Consider the following 19,866-nt stretch of genomic DNA (forward strand, 5'->3'; position numbering starts at 1 on the left):
GTTAATTATTAATCAATTATTTTATGAAACGACGTACGGAATTACAGTTTGCTATTATTGGAATTGGTGCTTTTGGCAATGCTTTGGCAAAAAAGCTATCCGAGGAGGGAGCCTATGTAATTGCCATAGATAATAATATGGAGCACATCGAGCAGGTTAAGGATTATGTTTCTGATGCAATCTGTTTTGACGGGACTGATGCGGAACTGCTCGAAGAGCACGGTATAACAAATGTGGATGTGGCCGTTATTGCAATTGGTGAAACATTTGAGCCTGTTGTTCTAACAGCGATGCACCTGCTTAATGCCGGTGTTAAGGAAGTTTATGGTCGTGCGGGTTCATATACTCAGGAACAGATCTTAAAACAAATCGGTATTACGGATGTCATTCATCCCGAGCGACAAGTTGCCGAGCGCATGGGTGTTTCTTTAGTGCGACGCGGTATGTCGGATGTGTTTGATCTTGGGGAAGGGTTAGCCATGTTTGAAGTGGAAGCCCCGGATTCTATGGCGGGATATACACTTGAAGACCTTAAAATAAGAAAGAGATATCAGCTGAATTTAATTACTATAAAACGTTTGAGCGAATCAGGTAAAAAGATTGGTTTGCCCGAACAGTATGAGCCGCTTGGTATTCTTAAAGGAAGTACGGAGATTAAAAAAGGGGATCGGCTTTTGTTGGTTGGCAGCAAAGAAGATGTCGATAAAATGCTGGATACCAATTAGCGAGAAAGTCGTTCAATAATGCCCTCAGTCACCGTTCGCGGTTTATATTCGCGTCCACGGGTAATAATGACATTCGCATTGGATTTTTCGCCAATCGCTTCAGGGATAGATCCGAAGAGCGCCTGACGTACTGCTGTGCTCCGCGTAGCACCGATAATCACTGTGTCAAAGTTTTCAATGTTTTGCATGAGGGCTTCTCGTATATCATCGGCTATAACAACTTCTGGGGTGAACATTTCGGGATCAATGCCTACTTGATGCGCCACAGATGTAATCAGTCCTTTCCCTTCTTGTTCAGGATCAATGTTGGAGTCATTCTCTACTGGTTTCTGTACGGTAAGCAGTGTGAGTTGTGCATTCTCCGTATTTTTCTTGAGTTCTTGTCCCCGTTTAACAGCCAGGACTGTGTTAGGACCAGTCCCTACAAGCACGACAATATTTTTGATCGGTTTGTTACCCGCTTTAACCAGGGAAATTTCGCATTCTGCATTATTGACAATGTTATCAATATTAGAGCCCAGGATATGCTGGTAGGGTTTTCGTTTGCCGCTCCACCCCAATACAAGATGTTGGGCACGTTCTTCTTTAAGGATATTCAGGACCGAAGAGCTCACGCTATGCGAAACAAGGGCGCGGGTACGAAGTCCAAGTCCGGCATTTTGAGCCGTTTCGCGGGCATTGTCAAGAAGCTGCTGCTGTCGTTTTATTCGTTCATCTTCAAACTGGATGCCCTGTTCAAGGGATGTCTGCTGGGGTACTTCCAGAACACTGACGGCTACAATTTCAGCATCGCCAAAGTCGGCGCCGATCATTCCCCCCACTTTAATCAGGTATTGCTCGGTTTTCGGATTAGCAATGGGTATAACAATGCGATATCGTTCATTAGGAGTCGGGGCTTTATCGCGAGCCGCAATAGCATCACCCACCAGGCTGGATTTTTCGGCGTGTTTGATAGCATAGAACAGGTACCATCCAACACCTACTAAAATAATTCCTGTCCCTATAACCATCACCATGGGACGCATTTGAGTGACAATAACCAAGCATGAAACAGCACCAATGATGGGAATAATGGGATACGCCCAGTTGGGAATTCTGAAATCGGGATTATAATCGTCCGGATTGGCACGACGCATCACAATAACAGCAACGTGTACGAGCATATAGGTAATGAGGAAAGAGAAACTGGCTACATCAGCGAGCGTTTCTAATCCCACCCCAAAAGCGATGAGTCCCAAAATAACGGCGCCCGTGATTAAGATTGCTCGGAAGGGCGTACGGTAATCTGAGTGAATTTTGTTGAGCCAGCTGGATAAAATTTTATCACGTCCCATTGCAAAATTAACGCGGGCTGCCGATAAAATAGAAGCATTGGCACTGGAAACCGTTGCAAGTACGGCACCAATCACCATCATCAAAGCGCCAATACTGCCCAGGTATTCACTGGCCACATCGGCCACGGGAATGTAGGATTCAGCCAGTTCACTTACGGGAAGCACGCCCGTAGATACGAGCATAACCAGTACATAAAAGAGTGTGGGGGTTAGTACCGATGCAATCATCGAAAGTGGCAGGTTGCGACCTGGATTTTTGATCTCTTCAGCGCTGGTAGCGATGACCTCAAATCCCACAAAACTTACATATACCGTAGCAGCAGTAGCAGCTACGGCCCCCCATCCACCGGGATTAAACGGACGGAACACGTCCCAGTCGATATTAAAGACGCCAAATGAAAGGAAGACAAGAATGCATCCTATTAACAAAATGACAATAATATTTTGGAAAGCCCCGACTTCCTTAACTCCACGATAGTTTATTCCAATGAGGGCGGCGGCCATGACAAGAGCAGATCCCGCAACCGGAATATTGCCATAAAAGAAGGTCAGGTACTGGCCAAAGCCAAGCATGTAGAAAGCTGTAGCAAACATGAGCCCGCCCCACATGCTCCACCCTACGATGGAGCCGAAAAATCCCCCCATGGCTCGGTTCACGTAGTAATAACTTCCGCCTGCTTTAGGCATGCCCGTGGCTAACTCCGACAACGAAAGGGCCGTAAGGAGCGAGACAAATCCCCCAATAAGGAACGAGATCATTCCGGCAGGACCTGCATTTTCGGCCACAATTCCGGGCAATACAAAAATACCAGCGCCAATCATGGTGCCAACACCAATGGTGTACGCTTCTAAAAATCCAAGATCGCGCGCTAATTCTTGGTCTGCCGAAGAATCTGCCATAACCTAAAAGCACTTAATTTCTGTTTAAAAGACGGAGAAAGGTACAAATTTCTGGGTTCTTCACAATATAGGTTATTAGGGTTTATTTTCGGATTTAATGAAAAGCTTCAGTTTCCGTACCTTTCGTGATGGAATTAAAAAAAACATCGAGCATTAAAAATTAATTTCATTAACGATGGCACGAAAAACAGTAGAACAGATGGCAGTTAATAACATTGAGACGCCGGATGGCGATCCGGAGGTAGAACAATCAATGGAGTTCTTCTTGTATTTCCCAACAGAGTGGGACGCCTACGTAACTAAGTCATGCCTGATGAATTTACAGTTTGACGCCTCTGTACATTATTCCGAGTCATCTGATAATTGGTTGTGTTTAGCAAAAAAAGAGATCAAGCCTACCAAGGATAGGTTTTTGGAGCTTAAAAACTTTTTTGAACGGTTGGCACGGGCTAAAAATGGCAATTACGATGGTTGGGGTACGACGGTTGTAGAAGATGAAGCCGACGTTGCATAATAGAATCACATAAGAAGAGTTAGACCTTAAAAGTTTAGATCCGCAATAAATAGATGAATATTTTTGCCATCATTATTTTAGCCACGCTGGCTATCGATTTTATCCTGAATTTGGTTAGTGACTACCTGAACCTCAAATCACTTGATGAAGAGCTTCCCGAGGAGTTTCGGGATGTGTACGATGAAGAGACTTACGAGCAATCACAGCGTTACACCAAAGAACGCACCAAATTTGGAATCCTGACATCAGTATTTAATCTGGCATTACTACTTGTTTTTTGGTTTGCCGGCGGATTTCAATGGATGGATGAGATCGTCCGCAGCTGGGAGCTTGGTCTCATCTGGACCGGCCTTGTGTATATTGGGATTCTGATTGTTGCCAAACAACTACTGTCGCTACCCTTTAGCATCTATTCTACTTTTGTAATTGAAGAGAAGTACGGCTTTAATAAAACCACGCCCAAAATTTTTGTTTTGGATCTGTTGAAAGGCTTGGGATTGAGCATTGTGCTCGGCGGTCCGCTGCTGGCGGGTATCTTAGCGTTTTTTATATTCATTGATCAATACGCGTGGTTGTATGCCTGGGGAGCCGTTACCGTGTTTACGCTGTTTATTCAATTCATTGCTCCGAAGTGGATCATGCCCATCTTTAATGACTTTGAGCCGCTCGGGGAAAGCGATCTGCGGCAAAAAATCCGTGATTATGCTGACAAGGTAAACTTTGCGATGGAGGGCGTCTATGTGATGGATGGCTCCAAACGCAGCAGCAAGTCGAATGCTTTTTTTACCGGATTCGGAAAGAACAAACGAATTGCGCTCTACGATACGCTTATTGACAACCATGAAGAGGATGAACTCGTGGCAGTGTTAGCTCATGAGATTGGTCATTATAAAAAGAAGCATATCATCAAAAATATGGCCATCAGCATTGCACAGACGGGAATAATGTTTTTCCTGCTGTCCATTTTCTTATCCTCTGAAGGATTATTCGAGGCTTTTTATATGGAGCAGATGTCTGTTTATGCCGGACTCATTTTCTTTGGGATGCTCTATGCCCCCATTGATATGATTGTGTCGGTCTTTATGCAGATTTTGTCGCGTAAATATGAGTTTGAGGCCGACGAATTTGCATCTACTACCTACAAGAAAGAACCGATGATTGCAGCATTGAAAAAGCTCTCAAAAGATAATCTATCGAACCTTACGCCTCACCCGTTTTATGTATTCCTGAATTACTCTCATCCGCCGGTGCTGGAGCGAATAAAGGCGATTAGATCTTTGTAACCACTAAACCATTTTGTGCACTAAATCAAAAAAAAACGTAGTTATCTTGGTGTCTTAGTGGTAAGGAATAAAAGACAAAAAGTAATGATAGTTCTTTGTTTCTATGTCTGAAAATCAACTTAATACTGAAATGCTTTGGCGTAAGTTTAGCGACCAAGTTCGAGGATTTGTACGATCCAAAGTATCCAATGATGATGAAGCCGAAGATGTGCTCCAGGATATTTTTATTCGGATTCATAAAGGTATTGATAATCTCCGTCAGGAAGATCGTGTCCAATCTTGGGTATTCGGGATCGCTCGTCGTGCATTAGCAGACCACTATCGAAAGAAAGGGAGAGAAAAAGAAGAGCCAGCTGGTACAGAAATAACGATGGGCGGAGATGATGATCCTATGTTAGATTTAAATACATTTGAGGGGGATCACGATGTGCATGAAGAAGTGCTTTCTTGGCTCATTCCTATGATTGATGAACTGCCGGAGAAGTATGGCAAGCCGCTTAAGATGGCAGATATCGAAGGCAAAACGCAGCAAGAAGTGGCTGATTATCTGGGGCTGTCGCTATCAGGAGCCAAATCAAGAGTGCAGCGGGCGCGGCAAAAGTTGGGCGACGTGTTGGTGGCTTGTTGTGAGGTGCAATTTGGTGAAGAGGGACGTGCAGTTGCATATCACAAAATTAAAGATGAGAATGGAGAGGAGTCTTGTGAGGATTGTTGAGGTTTAATTTTCTTTTTGACTGATGAGATTTTAGATGATATGCCCGATTTTTGTAAAGAGTATTCATGAGCATAACCAGATCAATCAAAAAAATCTGTATTAATTTTGCGTCTTTTTGGGTTGGGCCACGACTACATAGGGTGAAGAGTTATAATTAATCATCCTAAAAACAAAAAGGTGACCATTATGAAACGTATGCACGTAATGTTAAAAGTGAATAATCTTGATGAATCAGTAGAATTCTATAGCACTTTCTTTGGCGTGGCTCCAACTAAGCAAAAAGAAGACTATGCCAAGTGGATGCTCGATGATCCTCGGGTAAACTTTTCGATTGCTGAACGCGATGGAGAAAAAGGAATCGAGCACCTCGGTATCGAGGCCGAAAGTGAAGAAGAGTTGCTGGAGTTACGATCCAATATCGATCGCACGCACGGGTTGGTTCGTAACGAGGGAGAAACAACTTGCTGCTATGCCAACTCCAACAAATCGTGGGTAGCCGACCCGCAAGGCGTAGAGTGGGAGGCGTTCCACACCTTTGGCGAAAGTGAAGAATATAGCGCCGAAGAGGAGGCGGCGTGCTGTTAACCTATGGTGTCCCCGGTACCTTAGAGTTGCCGGGGGCTTTCATCATTTAGGCTGGATTTTTCTTTCCTGATTGTTTGGATGAGGGGTTGGGGCGGTTAAACTTTCGTTTGTATTTACGTACCCAATAGGCAATAACCGGCGTACCGATTACAGTTGGTGCCAGCCATACGACCGCCATTGGCAGAAAGGTAACATTAACAACCAGGAATGCTGTAAAGGTGGCAATATATGCCGCAAGCATGCCTTGAATATGCTCGAACATCCATTGGAATTTAGTTTTGACTAACCATCCAATCCGCAATGCCAGATCCCGTCCTGTTAAGGCAGCAAATATTATCCCAAAAACCAGTATGATTATTTTGGTTTTTTGTAGGAGGGGATGGTGAAGGAGTTCAAATATTGCACCTAATGCTAAGCCGATCATGGCGATGCCCGCTGCAAAAAATAGTGGGACCAGCAAACGGTCAAAGATATGTGCTATGCCGGGCAAGGGATTGTTTTTCCACCGGATGGCACGATAGCCCGACCATGTGAGATAAAAGCTGAACAAACTGATAAACAACAGGAATAAATTGGGTCGCACCGCTGATAAGATTATGGCTGTAATAGCAACTATAATCATACTCCAGAAATAGAGGCGTCCCGAATAAATATGCCATCCTTTGCCTTTTTGGGTTGTGATGGCAATAAATCCTGTAACAAGAGCTGCGAATCCCGCGATTATATGAATGACTAAGAATATGTGAATCATGTTACGTTGAGAATGAAATTACTGTTGATAAAATAGATTAGCATTTGTGCTGTTCCATCGAAAAGCTATGAAAAGATGGACAGTTAATCGCGGCAAAGGGATGAATTGCACTGATGAGGGATGAAGTGCAATTCTTAATCAATCGATAGCTGCTGGTTAAAATGATCGACGTACGTTTTGGAAACGGGAATCGTCGTATCGGTACTCCGGAGGGATAGGGAGTATCCACGGGCATCGCCCGAAATATCGGTGATCTGCATTAGGTTGATAATATATGAGCGATGGCATCGAATGATTTTGGGGTGGTCAATGTGATTCTCAAAATACTTGAGGGTGCCTCGAAGCAGTTTTTGTTTAATTGTCGAATTTACCCTGTAAATTATTTTTACGTAGTTGTCGGCCGATGTTAAATAGAGTAGCTCATTGGGATTAAGTTGCAGCCGATCATCACTATTGGATGAACGTAAAATGATAAATTCAGAGGAATGGGAGGTTTCTTGTTTCAGTTTTTTACGGAGCTCTTTGGCTCGATGCATATTTTTCCGATAAAGATGGGTGTAGTCTAATAATATGATACCTCCAATGGGGAATAGGCCGATCAGAAAAACTTGCCCCAGCGAGATAAACAGGTTTTGGGCAGTAAAATTGCTGATGTCAGTAAGGTTAGAATAAAGAAGGTTAATAAAAGCAATAGTCAGTAGTATCCAGCAATTCCAGAGGATGTGTGTGCCGACTGTCCATGTTTCTTCGAGCGGGTAACGGTTGGTTATCCAGTTGAAAGCCAGGAAATTGAGGCTCATGGCCATAGCCGTACAACTACCGTATCCAAGACAAATTATGAGGCGATTGGATGTCGTGAAGGTATGCAGGCCGAAAGGTTCAAAGATGAAAAGAAATAAAAAAACGAATAGTGATACTAAGATTACAGACCATTTTTGTCTGGATTCGTTGGTGTCTGTAGGATATGCTTTATTGAAAACACCGAGTAGTCGCAAAATACCCATTAGCTTTTAAAGTATTCTTCTATTTTATTGCAATAAATTACAAACTATTGAGCACAAAAAATTCTAAACTATGCGTACCAAAACTAAAGCAATTCACGCTGCCATGGAAGTTGCTAATCCCAATCCCGATATCGTACCGCCGGTGCATCGTTCTACGGTTTACGAGCTGGATAAAGAAGGGCGATCCGAAGGCGACTGGCATTATACGCGGCTCGAAAATCCCAATCGTGTGCAGTGGGAGCAAGTGCTAAAGGTGATGGAAGAAGGAGAAGCTGCTGCAGCATTTTCGAGTGGCGTGGCGGCCGCTTCTGCTGTGTTTCAGGCATTGGAACCGGGCGATCACATTATTATTCCCGAGGATGTGTATGCGGGTAATCGCAAGCTGGTACATGATCTGATGAAGCCTTGGGGGTTACAGGCTGATTTTATTGATATGACCGATCTAAAAAATGTTGAGGATCATATTAACGACAATACCAGACTGATATGGATAGAATCGCCTTCTAATCCATTAATGAATATTATGGACATTGAAGCCATTAGTGACTTGGCACATCAAAATGATGCTATGGCTTGTGTAGATAATACCTGGCCGACGCCCATTAACCAGATGCCCCTGAAGCTGGGTGCGGATTTAGTTGTGCATTCTACAACGAAGTATTTTGGCGGGCACAGTGATATTTTGGGTGGTGCAGTAGTTAGTAGGAAAAATGATGAGAGATTTGAAAAAATTCGCATGGTGCAACGAACAGGTGGGGCAGTGCCGTCGCCGGATGATTGCTGGATGTTGGCTCGTAGTACACGGACGTTGCCGTATCGAATGAAAGGGCATAATCAAAATGCCGAAACGTTGGCTCGATTTCTACAAAATCATCCAAAGGTAGAAAAGGTTTTCTATCCTGGCTTGGCTACTCATGCGGGACACGAAATTGCTGCGAAGCAGATGAGCAGTTTTGGAGGAATGATTTCCTTTTTGATTGATGGCAGTGCCGAGGAGGCGATAGAAATTGTTGGGAAATCCAAACTTATTGGGAGGGCTACCAGTCTGGGTGGAGTGGAATCTACCTGGGAGCACCGTCGTAGCAGTGAGGGCGAAGGTTCGATTACGCCGGAAAATCTGATCCGGATCAGCGTTGGGTTAGAACATGCAGATGATCTGCTGGAGGATCTGGAACGAGCGTTATCAGATGAGTGATTCGTGGGAAGTATGAAGTTTTAACTTTTTAAAAGGTTTTGTGTCATGCTGAATTTATTTTAGCATCTGTGAAAGTGAGTTTTTTGTAGATCCTGCAAGCAACAACGTTTGTACCGACACATTGGGATTCAGGATGACATGAGGTTCTCAAGTTTTCTGATGCTTAATGACATCGATGTCCAAAACCGTATTTTATATAAAGCTGATTCATTCCCTGCTTTTCTTTTTGATAGTGGGGAGTACGATCTATGTTTTTGTAACGGCAGCCATGGATCAGATCAATACCCTAACTTGGTGGGCGTTTGGAATTACTATTGTAGAGTTGTTAGCACTGTTATTAAATAACTGGCGCTGTCCGCTGACGGATCTGGCTGAGCAGCATGGGGCCAAAGTAGGCTCCGTAGCAGATCTGTTTTTACCGAAATGGTTGTCCGATTATATATTTTTGATTTTTGGAGTACTCTTCGTGTTAACCTGCTTTTTATTGATATGGAGAGTGTTTAGTTAGTTAGGTAAGGTTTTATTCTATTAACTAATTGGTTACTTAAATATGTGTTATGCCAGCCTATTTATTTTGATCTAATCCCATTTATTGTGATCTTTGAGGGCTGATTTTGAACGTTATGAACAGCATTTTGATTGAAGGTATTTTAATTTTAATGATATAATCTGAGTACCAATGGCCAGAGTTGAAGTAGAAATGCCCCAGATGGGCGAATCGGTAATGGAAGGCACCGTTATTGAATGGAGTAAAGAGATCGGTGATGAAGTAGAAGAAGATGAAACGCTTCTTGAAATTGCTACTGACAAAGTAGATACCGAAGTGCCCTCACCCCAAGCTGGAATTCTTATTGAAAAATTAGCCAAAGAAGGCGATACCATTGAGGTCGGCCAACCCATTGCAGTTATAGAAACGGATGCTGATGCGGCCGATACTTCAGGTGACAGTGGATCTACAGAGGAAGAAGCCGAAGAATCAGAGACGGAAGAAGGTTCTTCTGCGCCAGAGACTTCGGAGACTGAGGAGTCTCCCGAAGAAACAGGTGGTGGAGATGCTGATGACGAAGGCGAACGTGTTGAGGTTCAGATGCCTCAAATGGGTGAATCAGTGATGGAAGGTACGGTCATTGAATGGGCTAAGGCCATCGGTGATGAAGTGGAAGAAGATGAAACACTTTTAGAAATTTCTACAGATAAAGTAGATACGGAAGTGCCTTCGCCCCAAGCCGGTACATTGGTTGAAATTCTGGTTGAAGAAGGGGACACCGTCGAGGTTGGACAAACCATTGCTGTTATTGCTACCGGCAAGGCCGCTTCGGGTGCTGCTTCAACTACAAAGCCTACATCTGATACTCAGAAGAAAGAAGAAACGACATCAACACAAGAGCAAAAATCACAACCTGCTGCATCTACCAGTACAAATGGGGCACCCTCTGGTGGAAGTGAACCACAGCGTATTGGCAGTGACGGACGATTCTATTCTCCGTTAGTTCGGTCTATTGCTAAGGAAGAAGGCATCTCCCAAGAAGAGCTGGAAAGTATTGAAGGTTCTGGTCAGGGCGGCCGCGTTTCCAAAGAGGATGTGATGAGTTACCTTGAAGATCGTAAGGCTGGCAAGGCACAACAAACTGCACAGCCTTCAGGTGGACTCAGTAAGCCGAGCATGCAATCACAGCCTGCTGCAAAAGGTAAGGAAGGATCTATTTCTGCCGGTGAACTTGATGTGCAACGCCCATCCGAAAATGTCGAGCGCGTCAAGATGGATCGTATGCGTAAGATGATTGCCGAGCACATGGTGAAATCTAAGCAGACGTCGGCCCATGTAACCACTTTTTCTGAAGTGGATGTAACCAATTTGGTCCGCTGGCGCGAAGCTAATAAGCAGGAATTCCAGGAGCGGGCTGGTGTTAAGCTGACCTATACGCCACTTTTCATTGAAAAAATGATTCAGGCTATACGCGAGTTTCCGCTTATCAACAGTTCGGTGGATACCGAGAATGATGAAATTCTGTTGAAGCGTGATATCAACTTTGGCTTGGCCGTGGCGCTGGGTGAAGGGGGTAAAGGCGGATTGATTGTCCCTGTGATTAAGCATGCACAAGAGAAAAATCTTGTCGGCTTGGCAAAATCGGTTAACGATCTTGCGATCAAGGCGCGGAACAAGAACTTGAATCCCGATGACTTGGTTGGCGGAACGATTACGCTTACAAACTACGGAAGTGTAGGTAACCTGATGGGTACGCCTATTATCAATCAGCCACAAGTTGCTATTATCGGAACGGGTGCTATTGAAAAACGTCCCGTTGTGCGCGAAACGTCGGAAGGGGATGTGATTGCCATTCGACACATGATGTATCTCTCAATGAGTTACGATCACCGTATTGTTGATGGTGCTCATGGCGGAGCATTCCTTAACCGAGTTAAAGAGCTACTCGAAAACTTCGATCCCGAGCGCGCGGTGTAAGAAGTCGAAATTATAATAATCTGAAAGAAGGGGTTTATGGCAATAAACCCCTTCTTTATTGGGAATTATATGGAATCACAGCGAAGCATTGCAGACATTCGTGACAAAGTACAATCCTTTAAGAGGGAGGGAAATACGGTCGCATTTGTGCCCACGATGGGAGCACTGCACGAGGGACATCTGTCCCTTTTTCGGCTTGCTCAACAAAAGGCTGATAAGGTCATTGCTTCTATCTATGTAAATCCCGAACAGTTTGCTCCTGATGAGGATTTTGAGGAATATCCGCGAGAGTTACAAGATGATCTGGAAAAGTGCGAAGAAGAAGGAGTTGCAGCTGTTTTTGCACCCACTGATGAGATTATGTATCCCGGGAAGCAGTTTTTAAGTATTGAGGTGGATGAACTTAATGAATATATGGATGGCGGTTCGCGCCCAGGTTTTTTTGAGGGAATTTTGCTGGTTGTAAATAAGCTCTTCAATATTATCAAACCTGATTTTGCGGTGTTCGGTCAAAAGGATATCCAGCAGTTCCGTATTCTGCAGCAGATGGTCACCGAATTTAATCATGATATTGAATTGGTCATGGGGCCAATCAAGCGAGCGAATGACGGATTGGCGTTGAGTAGTCGTAATAAGTATCTGGATGATGAACAGCGTAAATTAGCACCGGGTTTATATCGTTCGCTGCAGTATGTGGGGAAGCAGATCGTTGATGGAGCAAAAAACGTTGAATTACTGTTAGATCATCAGAAAAACGAATTGGAAGCAAAAGGGTTTAAAATTGATTATCTTAACCTGTTTTCGTTTGAGAAGATGAAACCGGTTACCAGTCCCCAGGCAAACAGTAAATATATCTTGGCCGGCGCCGTGTACTTAGGCGAAACACGTTTAATTGATAATATCATTATTGAAAAATAGTTACGACCATGAAGCTAACGATGTTCAAATCTAAATTGCATCAGATGAAGGTAACTGAGGCAAACCTTCATTATGAGGGAAGCATTACCATTGACCAAGAGCTATTGGATGAGTCGGGTATTCTTCCTTATGAAAAAGTGCAGGTCGTAAATATTACCAATGGTGAACGTCTTGAAACTTATACAATTCCTGGTGATGCCGGTTCGCGCGTTTGTTGTCTAAATGGAGCTGCGGCGCGAAAAACGCAAGTGGGCGATCGGGTTATTATTATTTCTTATGCCGAGATGACGCCCGAAGAGGCCAAAGACTTCAAGCCCAAGGTGGTTATTGTGGATGAGAATAATGATCCCAAAACTATTGTTGAGGATACCGAATATGCCACCAAGTATGATCTAAAAAAGGGCGTGGTGGACAATACGGTGGTTGACGAATAAGCTAATACTATTTACGATTTTTAAAACCCTCAGGATTTGCTTTCTTGAGGGTTATTTTTATTTAAGGGGTATATATAGTTTGAAGAAAACCTCCGATTGTCCTCATTAAATAAATTGATCTTTTTATGAAACGTATACTACTTCCGCTATTTGCTGTCTTATTGCTTCCACTGATGTCTATAGCCCAGTCGAGTAAACCATTTAAAAGCATGGATGTCTTTGAGCTGCAATGGGTTTCCGATCCCCAAATATCACCAAACGGAGAGCAGATTGTATATTCCCGGGGGCAGATGGATAAGATGAAAGATCGTCGTACTTCGCAGCTGTGGATTATGGATGCGGATGGTTCCAATCACCGGAAGCTTACCGGTCGGGATGTTAGCGAAGGTAGCGCGCGTTGGTCACCCGACGGTAGTAGAATTGTCTTTACTTCGTCAACAGAAGATGATGGTAGTGAAATTTATGTGTATTGGATGGACAGTGGGGCATTATCGCGCATTACGCAGCTGGAGGAAGCACCCAGTGGAATCAGTTGGTCGCCCGATGGTGAACGTTTGGCTTTTAACATGAAGGTGAAAGAATCAAATCCCACGCTAACGAATTCCAAAAATCCACCAGAAGGAGCTGAGTGGGCAGAAAGTCCACGGGTGACGACGCGACTTAATTATGAATCCGATGGTTCGGGTTATGTTGATCCGGGCTTCACACATATTTTTACGGTTCCGGCTGAGGGTGGAGCGCCGCGCCAAATCACTGAGGGTGATTATCATTATTCTGGAGATATTGAGTGGAGCAGCGATGGTGAACAGCTAATTTTTTCCGCGAATCTGAATGAGGATTGGGAGCATAATTACCGAGAGTCTGAGTTGTATTCTGTGGATGTAGAAACTGGAGAAATTGATCAGCTTACTGATCGCAAGGGGCCGGATTACAGTGCCCGGGTATCGCCGAATGGAGAAACAATTGCCTATTTGGGTTATGATGACAAGGTACAGACTTATCAGCTTACCAAGTTATATACCATGAGTACTGATAGTGAAGAGAAGCAAGAAGTAGAGTTGGATTTGGATCGAAGTATTTCCTCCATCCAGTGGGATGAAAATGGACGGGGGCTGTATTTTATGTATGATGATGAGGGAAATACCAAGATCGGACATATAACGCTTGATGGAGAAACTTCGGTAGTAGCAAATGATGTTGGTGGAACGACGGTAGCTCGTCCTTATGGCGGCGGTTCATATTCAGTGGCTGATGATGGGACTATAGCGTATAATGAAACGACGCCCTACCATCCGGCGGAATTGGCAACGACATCCAGAGATCAGGGAGAAGGAACGAAACTTACCGGTTTGAATGATGCTTTGCTTGATTATAGGGATTTAGGGCAGGTCGAAGAGATTTGGTACACGTCTTCGGTGGATGGGCGCCCAATCCAGGGCTGGATTGTGAAGCCTCCCAGCTTTGATCCCAATAAAGAATATCCACTGGTAGTCGAAAATCATGGTGGCCCCATTTCGAATTACGGCGACCGATTTTCTCCGGAAATTCAGCTCTACGCTTCGGCCGGTTATGTGGTTTTTTATCCGAATCCCAGGGGTAGTACCGGCTATGGTGAAGAGTTCGGCAATTTGCTTTATCATGATTACCCCGGCGATGATTATCACGATGTGATGGATGGGGTAGATGCAGTACTTGAGAAAGGCTATGTGGATGAGGATAATCTGTTTGTCACTGGCGGAAGTGCTGGTGGTACGATGACCTCTTGGATGGTTGGTAAAAATAATCGCTTTGAAGCTGCAGCCGTTATTAAACCAGTGATGAATTGGATCAGCAAGACGTTAACTGCTGACAATTATTATGGATATGCGAATTACCGGTATCCGGGTCAGCCGTGGGAGAACTTCGAGGCCTACTGGGAAAATTCGCCTGTTTCTCTGGTTGGTAATATTGAAACGCCTACGATGGTAATGGTGGGTACGGATGATTTGCGAACGCCACCTTCGGAGGCCAAGCAGTTGTACAGTGCGTTGAAGCTACGAAAAATCGAAACCGCATATGTGGAGATGCCTGGAGCTTCTCACTTTATCGCAAACCGTCCCAGTCAGCTGATCGATAAGGTTGAGCATATTATTGCGTGGTTTGAGCAGTATCGAACGGGTGAATAATTGTTGAAATTAAGTCCGCAGGGTTTTTAACAGGTGTGAATTTGGAATCATCAATTTCGTTTATGGTAAACCTGGCGGGTTTGGCATGTCTCAATAAAAAAGGCCGCACACCAGAGGTCTGCGGCCAGATATCGGATATGATTAGCAAATATCAGCTGTAATCGGGAAGTAACTCAAAGAATTTAGCGGAGGTATGAATGCCTCGGTAGAAATCTTTGAGTGCAAACTTTTCATTCGGTGAGTGAATAGCATCACTGTTGAGTCCGAATCCCATCAAAATGGATTGGGCTCCCAGTACTTTTTGAAAGTCAGCTACGATGGGAATGGATCCCCCTTCGCGTGCAAACAATGGCTCTTTGTCATAGACCGCTTCAAAGGCATCCGCCGCAGCTTGCAGTCCATAGAACGATAAATCTGTAATAGCCGGATGTCCACCGTGATGTTCCGCTACTTTAACAGTAACCGTATCGGGAGCAATGGATTCTACATGCTCTTTGAATAGTTTCGCAACTTTTTTGGGATCTTGGTCGGGAACGAGTCGCATGCTTACCTTTGCGCCAGCCTTGGAAGGAAGCACCGTTTTAGCCCCTTCGCCCTGGTAGCCGCTCCACATACCGTTGACGTCGAGCGTTGGACGAGCGGATGTGCGCTCTAAGGTGTTGTATCCTTTTTCGCCTTTGAGTGCTTTGAGCCCAAGATTTTGTTTATACTCCTCTTCGTCAAAAGGCAGTTTTTGATAAGCTTCACGATCTTCCTCAGTTAGTTCAATCACATCATCATAAAAACCGTCAATTTGGATGACTCCATCGTCATCTTTTAGTTGAGCAATAATTTCGCACAGTACATTGGCCGGATTATCTACCGCTCCGCCATAGACGCCGGAGTGGAGGTCACGATTGGGGCCTTGAACTTCCATCTCCATATATGCCAGCCCACGTAAGCCGTATGTGATAGAAGGCGTATCTTCGGCAAACATGGCCGTGTCGGAAATCAATACCATATCGCATTCGAGCAGACCTTTGTGCTCCTTAATAAATGGGACAAGATTGGGTGAGCCTATTTCTTCTTCGCCTTCAAAAATAAATTTAATATTTACGGGAAAGTCAGTATCCGTTTTTTGATAGGCCTCCAGCGCCTTCACGTGGGTAAATGATTGTCCCTTGTCGTCGCTGGCACCCCGGCCGTAAATATCACCATCGCGCACTTTTGGATCGAAAGGTGGCGTTTCCCATAAATCCATAGGATCGGGTGGCTGTACATCGTAATGTCCATATACCAACACCGTTGGTTTGGATTCATCGGTAATTAGTTCACCGTATACGATGGGATTACCATCTGTCTCAAACAGTTCTGTACGGTCAAGGTCGAGTGATTTTAAATTGTTTAGCAAAAAATTAGCCGCATCCTTTATTTCATTTTTATAATCAGAGTCGGTGCTGATGCTGGGGATACGCAGAAAATCGAACAGCTCATGTTTAAACTGTTCCTTATTGATATCGATATATTCAGATACTGTTGACATAAGAAAATAATCTTAATTTATGGTGTTGCTTATTTCGTATTGCGTAAAATCGGTGTACTACGCACTACGGAATAAGCAAATACTTCCAATCAGAGTATAAGTATCTCGCTGTTTGGAATCCATCCGTACAAGCCATTACTCATACGAATATATGACCATTTAGGTTGATCCTGGCTCTGATAGTGGTCCACTGTAAACGTATAACCTTCGTAGGCACGGCTTACGACTGGTGCTTGCTCTGTTGGATTTTCTACGACCGAAATTTGGTCGGTAATCATCACTGCGGTACTGTATCGCTCGTTAATATATTGGGTATAAAAGCTTGCAGTAATAATAAGGATAGCAAATCCAACGATAGAATAGCTCGAGATGCGTAATATTTTGGGATAGAACTGCCCAAACCAGTGTGTTATAAAAGTAAAAATGCCCAAATTGAAAAGGAGAATACCTATGAAAAGCAGTAGCTTAGCTCCAATATTTTTTTGTAGCCAAGTAGTGGCAACATCCCAGGGTAGTTTAGGCAATACTGCAGATTGCCGACTGAATTGTGAGTTAACAAATTCCAATGCCTGCTGGGCACGCTGTTCTGTTTCTTCAAATTCTGTAGCTTTTAAAAAGTAAAACTTAGCTTTGCCAAGCGAATCAATCCGCTGGTACGTGATACCCATATTTAAAAAGAGGGCTCCGGATACATTATTACGCAATTCCAAGTCGTGATATAGGCTAAGAGCTTGCCCGTAATTGCCTGCTTGGAGTTGTTCATTAGCATCATCAAATACAGCCTGGGCATTTGGTTGCGCAAGGCCGGCAGATGAAAAGGTCATCCACAAAAGAATACAAAAAATGGTACTTGTGAGTCGAGCTGTCACGTTTATAATACTTTTTGGAGTTTTTCGAGCGTGCTTTCGGCTAATCCTACATGTGATTTCAGGTACGCGTGCGTGGTATTTGGAGCATAGCTGATTGAAGCACATTTATCCAGAAGCATACGTACATTTTTAACGAGGTTTTCCTCAACTTCTTCATCTTTTAAAGCCTCTATATAGGCTTGATTTGAAAGGCCCGCTTCGGGCATGTTTAATCGATCACTGATGAAGCCAGTAATTGCTTTTTGCAGCAGGTTGTATGCTTGTTTGATGTTGCCCTGTTGTGAGACCGCAACCGCTTTATCGAGTCGATTTTGGGCTTTGTCTGCTGCTTTAACTGATCGGGCAAAAGCGGTATCAGTTTCCATTTTCTCGATATACGATTTGCGCCAGTACGCAACTCCCAAAAGAAGCAGGGGAATAATCCATCCCACCCAGAACCACCAAATGGCAAGAAGATCGACGGGTGCTGGTGTAACGCTAACCCAGCTTGCCAAGCCTGTAATGGGGGATACGGGAAATTGTCCAGAATTTGTGGCTGTTGCAACGGCATCGGGATTTTCCTCTATAGTAAAAGTAAGGGCTGCCAGCGTAGTAGTTTGATATTCATCACGCGACGGGTCATAATATGATACGGTTCGTTCCGGAATCGTATAATTGCCCGGTGATCGTGCGATAATAACATCAGTAAATGTTTTGCTGCCGCTGATAGCACCATTACGACGATTGATCCGGCTACTTTCCTGTGGCTCATAAATTTCGAGACCGTCGGGAAGTTCATAGTTCGGTTTTGAGATAAGCGGAATATTACCGGTACCTCTAATGTGGGTTTCAATTTCAATCGATTCTCCCACAATGGCGTTATTCGTGCTGATGCTTCGGGAAATATCAAAATCGCCAACAGCTCCTAAGTAATAGGCGTTATCGGTTTCTGATAGTGGCTGAACATCAAGTGTAATGGGATCGCTGGTCAATTCTACTTCGCGCTGGTTATTGCCAAAACCGCTGAAAAAGCTGCTAAATGGATCATTATTTGAACGGGCAGATCGTACGGCAACTACAATTTTATAGGGACTAATTTCGAGTTTACCAGATTTAGTAGGAAAGAGTGAGAATTGTAGCAGTCGCGCCTTTCGATATCGAACACCGTCTATAATGGTAGATTCTGCTCGGGGACGACCCGAATTTTCCAACTCTTCTTTCCAGAATCCCTCCGCTTTCCAGCCCGGAACCGGTTGGTAAGAATTTACTTCTAATCCGTCTCGGAAAAATAAGATGACATCGGTAATAATTTGCTGGCCCGCCACAGGTTTTTTGTCAGATACTTCCAGCTGGAGAAAAATATCAGGTTGTTCAGAGGCAGAAGAATTAGCCGATTCGTCGCGATCGACAACGCGAACGGGTATTGCATTGGTTGTATACGCTTCCCCGTCAATGGTTATGTTGGCCGGAGGAATTTTAAATTCTCCTTTTTTTTGGGCGATCAGATAGTAGCTATAGGTGTATGTAACACTGCTCTGCCCATTTATATAACGATAGCTACGCGATGTGGAAGGGCTATTACTGAGCAACCGAAAGTTGTCAAAGTCGGGCAGTTCCGGTCGGGAAACGTTATTAAAGCTTCCGCTGATCTCAATAGAAAGGCTTACCCGTTCACCGGTATAAACCGTTGATTCGGATACACTTGCTTCAACAGAAATATCTGATTGGGCCCAGCCAACACTGCTCCCTGTTAAGGTAAGTACAAGAAATAAGCCGGCCGTAAAAAGTGCGTTACCAATCCTTTTCATTAGAACTGTTTCCAGACTCGGTTTCTTGTTTTTTGAACTGTTTGAGTAGCTCTTTCTCTTTTTGTTCAAGGGCTTTCAGGATTTTTTCAGCTTCAGCTTTACTCATTTTTTGAGGCTGTTGTTGCTGATTTTGCTGCTGCTCATTTTGTTGATTTCGATCCTGATTTTGTTGTTGATTTTGATCTTGCTGGTTCTGCTTATTTTGTTCGTTCTGTTGCTGCTTATTCTGCTCCTGATTTTTATTTTGCTGGTTATTTTGTTGGTTCTGTTGTTGTTGGTTTTGCTGATCCTGTTTTTTCTTTTTGGCCAGCTCAAAGTTGTGTTTAGCATCTGCATCACCAGCAGTATAGCGCAGCGATTTTTTAAAGTAATCTACTGCCTTATCCCATTTTTTCGCATCAGATAAAACTTTGCCAATGTTATAGTTGGCCTTTGCCCGATCATCAGCATTATCTGCCATCGACTTATACTGTTCAAAAGTACGGATGGCCTCTTCAGTCTGGCCACTTTGTGCAAGGGCAGAAGCCAGATTGAAGTAAAGTTTTTCATTTTCGGGATCAGCGTCGATAGCCTTTTTGTAAAGCGTAATTGCTTCTTCATAATTGCCTTCATTATAAGCTTCATTTGCTTTGCGAGCATCTTCAATGGAAGGCGCCAGCAAGAACATACTCAGAAGTAAAGCCAATACATATCTCATGGGA

The 19,866-nt window shown here is 43.9% G+C and carries 18 protein-coding genes; 11 read left to right on the top strand and 7 right to left on the bottom strand.

What is annotated here, in order from left to right; translation table 11 throughout:
* Nucleotides 1-23 precede the first annotated feature (23 nt).
* Entirely contained in the window at nt 24-725 is a 702-nt protein-coding gene (locus tag AAFH98_RS05385) for a potassium channel family protein (protein ID WP_342521669.1), read from the top strand.
* Here the strand turns inward: AAFH98_RS05385 and AAFH98_RS05390 are convergent.
* Nucleotides 722-2,959 carry an amino acid permease gene (locus AAFH98_RS05390; protein WP_342521670.1) on the bottom strand — a complete coding sequence of 746 codons (2,238 nt, stop codon included), beginning with the start codon at nt 2,957-2,959 and terminating at the stop codon, nt 722-724. The genes AAFH98_RS05385 and AAFH98_RS05390 overlap by 4 nt on opposite strands.
* 175 nt (nt 2,960-3,134) lie before the next feature.
* Between AAFH98_RS05390 and AAFH98_RS05395 the strand changes: the two genes are divergently transcribed.
* The 4 genes from AAFH98_RS05395 (at nt 3,135) to AAFH98_RS05410 (ending at nt 6,056) form a co-directional block, all read left to right on the top strand.
* Nucleotides 3,135-3,473, top strand: a complete 339-nt coding sequence (locus AAFH98_RS05395; protein ID WP_342521671.1) for a ribonuclease E inhibitor RraB — start codon at nt 3,135-3,137, stop codon at nt 3,471-3,473.
* Between the two features lie 53 nt (nt 3,474-3,526).
* Nucleotides 3,527-4,756 (top strand): M48 family metallopeptidase, encoded by a 1,230-nt coding sequence (locus AAFH98_RS05400; protein ID WP_342521672.1) that lies wholly within the window; start codon nt 3,527-3,529, stop codon nt 4,754-4,756.
* Nucleotides 4,757-4,859: 103 nt separating this feature from the next.
* Nucleotides 4,860-5,471 carry an RNA polymerase sigma factor SigZ gene (sigZ, locus tag AAFH98_RS05405; RefSeq protein WP_342521673.1) on the top strand — a complete coding sequence of 204 codons (612 nt, stop codon included), beginning with the start codon at nt 4,860-4,862 and terminating at the stop codon, nt 5,469-5,471.
* Between the two features lie 186 nt (nt 5,472-5,657).
* Nucleotides 5,658-6,056, top strand: a complete 399-nt coding sequence (locus AAFH98_RS05410) for an ArsI/CadI family heavy metal resistance metalloenzyme (RefSeq protein ID WP_342521674.1) — start codon at nt 5,658-5,660, stop codon at nt 6,054-6,056.
* Between the two features lie 46 nt (nt 6,057-6,102).
* Here AAFH98_RS05410 and AAFH98_RS05415 read toward each other — a convergent pair whose 3' ends face one another.
* Nucleotides 6,103-6,807: a hypothetical protein gene (locus AAFH98_RS05415; RefSeq protein WP_342521675.1), complete on the bottom strand. Its 705-nt coding sequence runs from the start codon at nt 6,805-6,807 to the stop codon at nt 6,103-6,105.
* Nucleotides 6,808-6,941: 134 nt separating this feature from the next.
* Nucleotides 6,942-7,811: a LytR/AlgR family response regulator transcription factor gene (locus AAFH98_RS05420; RefSeq protein WP_342521676.1), complete on the bottom strand. Its 870-nt coding sequence runs from the start codon at nt 7,809-7,811 to the stop codon at nt 6,942-6,944.
* A 70-nt stretch (nt 7,812-7,881) separates the two neighbouring features.
* On the opposite strand from AAFH98_RS05420, the gene AAFH98_RS05425 reads away from it, so the two are divergent.
* From AAFH98_RS05425 to AAFH98_RS05450, 6 genes are all read left to right on the top strand, one after another.
* The gene (locus AAFH98_RS05425; protein ID WP_342521677.1) at nt 7,882-9,006 is read left to right on the top strand and encodes a trans-sulfuration enzyme family protein; all 1,125 of its coding nucleotides are present in this window, start codon (nt 7,882-7,884) and stop codon (nt 9,004-9,006) included.
* A gap of 175 nt (nt 9,007-9,181) precedes the next feature.
* Complete coding sequence (locus AAFH98_RS05430) at nt 9,182-9,514, top strand: hypothetical protein (protein WP_342521678.1); 333 nt, start codon at nt 9,182-9,184, stop codon at nt 9,512-9,514.
* 171 nt (nt 9,515-9,685) lie between these two features.
* On the top strand, nt 9,686-11,470 hold the full coding sequence (sucB, locus tag AAFH98_RS05435; protein WP_342521679.1) for a 2-oxoglutarate dehydrogenase, E2 component, dihydrolipoamide succinyltransferase: 1,785 nt from the start codon (nt 9,686-9,688) through the stop codon (nt 11,468-11,470).
* A gap of 36 nt (nt 11,471-11,506) precedes the next feature.
* Nucleotides 11,507-12,388: a pantoate--beta-alanine ligase gene (panC, locus tag AAFH98_RS05440; RefSeq protein WP_342521680.1), complete on the top strand. Its 882-nt coding sequence runs from the start codon at nt 11,507-11,509 to the stop codon at nt 12,386-12,388.
* An 8-nt stretch (nt 12,389-12,396) separates the two neighbouring features.
* Nucleotides 12,397-12,822 carry an aspartate 1-decarboxylase gene (gene panD, locus AAFH98_RS05445; protein WP_342521681.1) on the top strand — a complete coding sequence of 142 codons (426 nt, stop codon included), beginning with the start codon at nt 12,397-12,399 and terminating at the stop codon, nt 12,820-12,822.
* Between the two features lie 125 nt (nt 12,823-12,947).
* Nucleotides 12,948-14,987, top strand: a complete 2,040-nt coding sequence (locus tag AAFH98_RS05450; RefSeq protein WP_342521682.1) for a S9 family peptidase — start codon at nt 12,948-12,950, stop codon at nt 14,985-14,987.
* Nucleotides 14,988-15,138: 151 nt separating this feature from the next.
* Here AAFH98_RS05450 and AAFH98_RS05455 read toward each other — a convergent pair whose 3' ends face one another.
* The 4 genes from AAFH98_RS05455 to AAFH98_RS05470 all read right to left on the bottom strand — a co-directional run bounded on the left by AAFH98_RS05455 (nt 15,139) and on the right by AAFH98_RS05470 (nt 19,862).
* Entirely contained in the window at nt 15,139-16,509 is a 1,371-nt protein-coding gene (locus AAFH98_RS05455) for a dipeptidase (protein WP_342521683.1), read from the bottom strand.
* 89 nt (nt 16,510-16,598) lie between these two features.
* Nucleotides 16,599-17,378 carry an SH3 domain-containing protein gene (locus AAFH98_RS05460; RefSeq protein ID WP_342521684.1) on the bottom strand — a complete coding sequence of 260 codons (780 nt, stop codon included), beginning with the start codon at nt 17,376-17,378 and terminating at the stop codon, nt 16,599-16,601.
* A gap of 2 nt (nt 17,379-17,380) precedes the next feature.
* Nucleotides 17,381-19,165 carry a BatD family protein gene (locus AAFH98_RS05465; protein WP_342521685.1) on the bottom strand — a complete coding sequence of 595 codons (1,785 nt, stop codon included), beginning with the start codon at nt 19,163-19,165 and terminating at the stop codon, nt 17,381-17,383.
* Complete coding sequence (locus AAFH98_RS05470; protein ID WP_342521686.1) at nt 19,149-19,862, bottom strand: bacterial transcriptional activator domain-containing protein; 714 nt, start codon at nt 19,860-19,862, stop codon at nt 19,149-19,151. Before AAFH98_RS05470 ends, AAFH98_RS05465 begins: the two co-directional genes overlap by 17 nt.
* Nucleotides 19,863-19,866 lie beyond the last annotated feature (4 nt).

Origin of the sequence: Fodinibius sp. Rm-B-1B1-1 (assembly GCF_038594945.1) — a bacterium.
Lineage (GTDB): Bacteria > Bacteroidota > Rhodothermia > Balneolales > Balneolaceae > Fodinibius > Fodinibius alkaliphilus.